Here is a 4,060-nt window from a genome sequence, read left to right as displayed (position 1 = left end):
CCCAGACCGCCCAGAACCTCCGGGCGCTGCGTCTTCCTCACCCACTCCTTCATCAGCTCGACAGCGCGGTCACCCGCATCGATGTCGACGCCCGCGGCTGCGTAGCTGGCACCGGTGGTCTCACTCATGAGGTTGAGAGCTTTCGTGTCGTGACTGCGTTGGAGCGGGGATTTACGGGCGACGGAGCGCGTCGGCGGCGTCGGCGCCACCCGCAAGCTCGGTCTCCAGGAGCTGCTTGCCGAGCAGCTCGGGGTCGGGCAGCTCCATCGGGTACTCGCCGTCGAAGCAGGCGCGGCAGAGGTTCGGCTTGGCGATGGTGGTCGCCTCGATCATGCCGTCGATGGAGATGTACGCGAGGGAGTCGGCGCCCAGCGACTTGCCGATCTCCTCGATCGACATGCCGTTGGCGATGAGCTCGGCGCGGGTGGCGAAGTCGATGCCGAAGAAGCAGGGCCACTTCACCGGCGGGGACGAGATCCGGATGTGGACCTCGGCGGCGCCGGCCTCGCGGAGCATCTTGACCAGGGCGCGCTGGGTGTTGCCGCGGACGATCGAGTCGTCCACGACGACCAGCCGCTTGCCGCGGATGACTTCCTTCAGCGGGTTCAGCTTCAGGCGGATGCCCAGCTGGCGGATCGTCTGCGAGGGCTGGATGAAGGTGCGGCCGACGTAGGCGTTCTTCACCAGGCCGGAGCCGTACGGGATGCCGCTGGCCTCGGCGTAGCCGATCGCGGCGGGCGTACCGGACTCCGGCGTCGCTATGACGAGGTCGGCCTCGACCGGGGCTTCCTTGGCCAGTTTCCGGCCCATTTCGACCCGGGAGAGGTAGACGTTCCGGCCGGCGATGTCGGTGTCGGGACGCGCCAGGTAGACGTACTCGAAGACACAGCCCTTGGGCTTCGCTTCTGCGAAGCGGGAGGTGCGGATGCCGTTCTCGTCGATGGCGATGAGCTCGCCGGGCTCGATCTCGCGGACGAAGCTCGCGCCGCAGATGTCGAGAGCGGCGCTCTCCGAGGCGACGACCCAGCCTCGGTCGAGACGGCCGAGGACCAGCGGGCGGATGCCCTGGGGGTCACGGGCCGCGTAGAGGGTGCCCTCGTCCATGAAGACGAGCGAGAAGGCGCCCCGGACGTCGGGAAGGACCTTGGCGGCCGCCTCCTCGATCGTCAGCGGCTTGCCGTCCTCGTCGACCTGTCCGGCGAGCAGAGCGGTGACCAGATCGGTGTCGTTGGTCGCGGCGACCTGGGTGGCCCGGCCGTTCTCCTTGGGGAGCTCGGCGACCATCTCGGCCAGCTGCGCCGTGTTGACCAGGTTTCCGTTGTGGCCGAGCGCGATCGAGCCGTGGGCCGTGGCCCGGAAGGTCGGCTGCGCGTTCTCCCACACGGAGGCGCCCGTGGTCGAGTAGCGGGCGTGACCGACCGCGATATGGCCGGTCAGGGAGCCGAGAGAGGTCTCGTCGAAGACCTGGGACACGAGGCCCATGTCCTTGAAGACGAGGATCTGAGAGCCGTTGCTGACCGCGATTCCCGCGGATTCCTGGCCTCGATGTTGGAGGGCGTAGAGCCCGAAGTAAGTGAGCTTCGCGACCTCTTCACCCGGAGCCCAGACACCGAAGACGCCGCAAGCGTCCTGAGGGCCCTTCTCACCGGGGAGCAGGTCGTGGTTGAGTCGTCCGTCACCACGTGGCACGCCACCGAGTGTAGGCGAGATCGACCACTGGTCCGAATTGGGGATGCCTCGCAACCCCATTCCGGGAGCTCGCCGACCAGCCTCCACGCAGCGCCGGAGGCGGGAATCGGCAGTGCCTGTACCGCCGTCGGGGCGGCTTGAGAAGATCGCCAAGTTGTCCATTCCGGTGTCCGCATGCCGGGACGATCGTTGACGCACCTGGCCGGTCACGGCCCGGCTCCCGGTCCATGCGGTCCCGCACCGACCGCGTGGTCACCTGCGTGGAGCGCCGCCACGCCGACCTGGCCGGTGTCGCGAGCGCCACCTGTCGCCGCGTGCGCTAGTTCACATTCGGCCCCGCCGACAGCGGAGGGCATTTTCTGACATTCCGGGCACCACCCGCCCCCTCCTCGCCCCCTCCCGGCACCCCGTCGCCGCCGGGTTGTGACGGGTATGTCCCTGTATCTGCCGCCCGGCGCGATCCCGGCCGATCAGCGCATGTCCGCGTACGCCGCCAGACCCTTGCCGTTGGACGCGGTGAGGGTCAGGGCGCGGTGCTTCACCTCGTACTTCACCGTCCCCTGCTTCAGGACCTGGACCAGCTCGCGCTCCAGACCCATCACCGGGCCAGGACACAGCTTCCGTGTGGAGGCGAGGCGGCCGAGGGTGATCGAGTCCCCGGAGACCTTCGCGGTGCTGGTGAAACGGTTGCAGCCGAGGCTGCCGCCGACGGTCCCGTCCTCGGCGATGGTCAGATGCGCCTTGCCTTCGGTGCCGGCGGGCAGGGAGGTGGCCGTCTCACCCGCCACCAGGGAGTCCACGGTCCACTTGGTGCCGATCAGCGGGGAGGGCCGCTCCGCGGTCAGTGCGATCGAGTCGCCCTTCTCAGTGGTGAGGGTGAGCCTGCCGTCGGTGAGTTTCGCCTTGAGCTTGCCGGAGAACGCGGCGCGCAGGGTGTCCTCGAAGCCCTGGATCTTCTTGTCGCAGGCCATCTCGGTCACCTCGCCGGGGCCGACCGTCACGGTGTCGCCCTCGACCGTGATGTCGGCGCCGAAGTGGTTGCAGCCGTAGTTGCCCTGCGCCCGGCCTTTGTCGGTGATCTCGACATACGCGTCGGACGGGGCAGCGGTCTTCGTGCCGTCGACGCTCACGCTCTCCACGGACCAGCGCACGCCGGTGAGAGGAACGTCGGGTGCCACGGAGTCGCCGCTGCCGGCCCCGCCTCCCTGCTCCGTGCCGCAGGCGGCCAGGGCCAGAAGGGCCAGGGCGATGACAGGAATGCTCAGCTGGTAGCGCATATCCCTGGGACGGGGCGGCCCCGTGGCCGGTTCCCCCGGTTCGCGAATCAGGCGAGGATCGGCAGGAGCCCCCCGAGGTCCGCGCGCTCCCCGCTCGCGCTGACCTTCGCGGCCTCCAGCGCCTCCCGCCAGCCCGTGCGCCCGGTGGCGAGCCGGATCCAGGTCAGCGGGTCGGTCTCGACGACATTGGGCGGCGTCCCTCGCGTGTGCCGGGGGCCCTCCACGCACTGGACGACGGCGAACGGCGGAATCCGCACCTCCGTCGACGCCCCGGGCGCCTTGACCGCGAGCGCGTCGGCGAGCAGCCGGGTGCAGGCGGCGAGCGCCTGCCGGTCGTACGGGACGTCCAGGCCGGTCGCGTCGGCCAGGTCGTCGGTGTGGACGACCAGCTCGACGGTGCGGGTGACGAGGAAGTCCCCGAGCCGCATGGCACCGAACCGCGTCGGCACCAGCCGCTCGTCCGACAGGAGCGGCAGCAGCTCGCCGACGCGCTCGGCCGTGCGCTCGTACAGCTCGCCGAGGTCACCGGCGGCCAGCTCCCGGGTGTCCAGGTCGACCTGCGCCGCGGCCGTCACCGTCGCGAACGGCCAGTCGAGCAGCGCGACGTCCTGCCGGGCCGGCTCGGGCAGCCGGAGGTAGCGGGGAACGGCGCCGACCGCCATGGCGACGTGTGCGACGAGCTCCCGTACGGTCCAGTCCCCGAGCCGGGTGGGCAGCTCCAGCTGCTGGGGCGTCAGCCCGGCCGCGACATCCCGGACATGCCCGAACTGGGCCAGCACGGCGGCCCGGACCTTGGCGGAGTCGTACGTACGCGGACGCTTCTTGGCCGGTGGCATGACGCCGACCTTACGGCGTGGGTACGACATGGGGCCGTTCGACGGTGCACTCCTGGCCATCGCCGGGCACGCCTGCCCCGTGCCGCACCAGGCGAGCGGCCTTCCCTCGAGCACGCACCGCAGAAGCCCCCGCCCGGTCGGACCGGGCGGGGGCTTCGGGGCACGCGTCTCAGACGAGCAGACCCGGGATGGTCTCCTCGTGGGCCGTGCGCAGCTCGTTCAGCGGGATGCTGAACTCGCCCTGCACCTCGATCGTGT

3 protein-coding genes and 1 pseudogene are annotated in these 4,060 nt (G+C 70.3%); all 4 read right to left on the bottom strand.

Annotation, left to right across the window (positions count from 1 at the left end):
* Nucleotides 1-128 (bottom strand): annotated as a pseudogene (locus HW130_RS36545) (phosphoribosylformylglycinamidine cyclo-ligase); the annotation flags it as partial.
* 43 nt (nt 129-171) lie between these two features.
* Complete coding sequence (purF, locus tag HW130_RS34975; protein WP_177153798.1) at nt 172-1,689, bottom strand: amidophosphoribosyltransferase; 1,518 nt, start codon at nt 1,687-1,689, stop codon at nt 172-174.
* 470 nt (nt 1,690-2,159) lie between these two features.
* Nucleotides 2,160-2,966 carry an META domain-containing protein gene (locus HW130_RS34970; protein WP_177153797.1) on the bottom strand — a complete coding sequence of 269 codons (807 nt, stop codon included), beginning with the start codon at nt 2,964-2,966 and terminating at the stop codon, nt 2,160-2,162.
* 47 nt (nt 2,967-3,013) lie between these two features.
* Entirely contained in the window at nt 3,014-3,802 is a 789-nt protein-coding gene (locus tag HW130_RS34965) for a maleylpyruvate isomerase family mycothiol-dependent enzyme (RefSeq protein ID WP_177153796.1), read from the bottom strand.
* Nucleotides 3,803-4,060: the final 258 nt, after the last annotated feature.

Source organism: Streptomyces sp. PKU-EA00015 (assembly GCF_013387495.1).
Classification (GTDB): domain Bacteria; phylum Actinomycetota; class Actinomycetes; order Streptomycetales; family Streptomycetaceae; genus Streptomyces.
The sequence above is the reverse complement of the archived record's forward strand: the minus strand, read 5'-3'. Positions and strand labels throughout refer to the sequence as shown.